General features: G+C 69.2%; 1 protein-coding gene. It reads right to left on the bottom strand.

All coding sequences use genetic code 11. The annotated features are described in order from the left end of the window. Nucleotides 1-617: 617 nt before the first annotated feature. Nucleotides 618-1,508, bottom strand: a complete 891-nt coding sequence (locus CXY81_RS00020; RefSeq protein ID WP_104193592.1) for an endonuclease domain-containing protein — start codon at nt 1,506-1,508, stop codon at nt 618-620. Nucleotides 1,509-1,926 lie beyond the last annotated feature (418 nt).

Genomic DNA, 1,926 nt, shown 5'->3' with positions numbered 1-1,926 from the left:
CCGGGGCTGGGGGTAGTGGTGCCGGGGCTGGGGCCGGGGGTAGTGGTGCCGGGGCCGGGGCGGATGCGGCCGAGGCCGAGGCCGCCCGGCTGGGCATCATCCGGATCACCAGCCTCGCCGCGCTGCCCGGGGCCCTCGCGGCCCGCAACCTCGCCCCACTGACCGCTGGCCCCCGCTGACGGCTGGCCCCCGCTGACGGTGCCGCTGGGGTCCCCCTGGCCTGCCCCGGTGTGGCCAACTCAGGACATCCGTCGCATCCGTTTCTATTTGACCCGGAAACACGCGGGTCTGATACTGCGATTCGGCAGATCTCCTGAGTTAGCCACACGAGGGTGGGTCTCGACCGCAAGGAGGTCGGGTCTGCGGGCGGACCGCCACGCTGACGGCAACGCCGGGCTCGAAGCAGGCACGGCCCCTGCCTGCGTGGCCAACTCAGGACATCCGTCGCATGCGTTCCACTTCGCCCCGGAAACACGCGGGTCTGATACTGCGATTCGGCAGATCTCCTGAGTTAGCCACATGGGGGTGGGTCTCAACCGCATGACCGGCAGGTTGGGTGTCCGCCGAGCCGGACCCGGCAGCCCCGCGGGAGCGGATGTCGGCTTGCCGGGAACCGACTAGACGATGAAGGTGTGGTAGTGACTGGTCGACGCCAGAAGGCCGGTGATCGCGGCGATGACGCGCTCCGGGTGGTGGATGATGTCCCGGTAGAGAACCCGCAGAGTCAGGTACCCCCGCATGGCGAGGTCGCAGTCGCGGGTGCGGTCCCGCGCGTGCGCCTCCCAGCCGTCGTGGAACTGCCGGCTGTCGGCCTCGACCGCTATGCGCCCCTCGACGATCATATCGACGCGACCGACGCCCCCGATCTCGACCTGGATCTCGACGTCGAAGCCCGCTCCCGTGATCACGAGGCGGAGCACGGTTTCCTGGCCCGATTCGCTGCGACAGTCGATGAGCGGGCGCAGGGACTGCAACTCCGCGGGCAGGGCTGCGAAGATCTGGGCCACGGCCTGCTCCGCGAGCAGTCTCTTGTACAAGGCATTATCGAGTGAGGCGATCGCGAATCTCGGTTCCTGGCACCGGAAAACCTGGACCAGCGCATCGGCCAGCCCGATACGGAACTCGGTGCCGCCGCGGGGGTCGAGCAGCTGACCCCAGTGGAGTTCCACACCGTCTCGATTGTGAGCGTTGAGCTGCTGAAATCGGTCGTGCGGCGCCCGCAACCGGGAAGCGGTGGGGTCGACATGGATGTGCGCGAAGGTGCTGTCCAGGGCGAAGATCCCGGCATTCGCAACCGCGGAGACGCAGGCGAGTCGCCCACCCAGCCGCACCGCTTCGAGGATGTGCGCATCCGTATCGGGAAGCGCATAGTGCCCTCGACGCGCCCTCTCCAGATATCCACTCTCCACGGCCGCCCTCAGCACCCGCCAATTGGCGCCGGCGGCGTTCAGCGCCCCGGTTTCGGCGATCTGCACATTGTGGACGCGGAAGTACTCTGCCCAAGTCATGTCGACAGTGTGGACAGCGCGGGCCCCTTCTGCCGCGTCGGCCGCCCACCTGTGGCCTGCTCCGGTCAGCCTGTGCTGTGGAGGACCCGCGGTGTCGCCGCCGACCCGTGGCTAATTCAGGAGAAACGGCTGTGAAGCGAGGGACAAACTGCACCAGTCCGGCATCCGTTGGCGCCGCCGGGGTAGATCTCCTGAGTTAGCCACACACACCACCCATGGGAGCTGCCCTCCGGGAAGCGCCACGAAGGAACTGTCCGACGGGGCACGGATGCCGGCCGGCGCAGGGGGAAGACGGAGACGGGGACGGGGACGGGCACGGGCACGGGGACGGATGCCGAGACCCGGCGGCCAGGTGCGGTCGCCGGGTCTCGGTAGGGTGCGTCGTGCGCGCGCGGGGGACGCGGGCGGGGGACGGGGG

This window comes from Cryobacterium sp. M25, assembly GCF_002929635.1.
GTDB classification, from domain to species: domain Bacteria; phylum Actinomycetota; class Actinomycetes; order Actinomycetales; family Microbacteriaceae; genus Cryobacterium; species Cryobacterium sandaracinum.
This window is presented reverse-complemented; position numbering and strand designations above follow the sequence as displayed.

Excerpts from the sequence above, each read along its gene's own strand:
- CXY81_RS00020 (WP_104193592.1), bottom strand. The coding sequence starts at position 1,508 with ATGACTTGGGCAGAGTACTTCCGCGTCCACAATGTGCAGATCGCCGAA.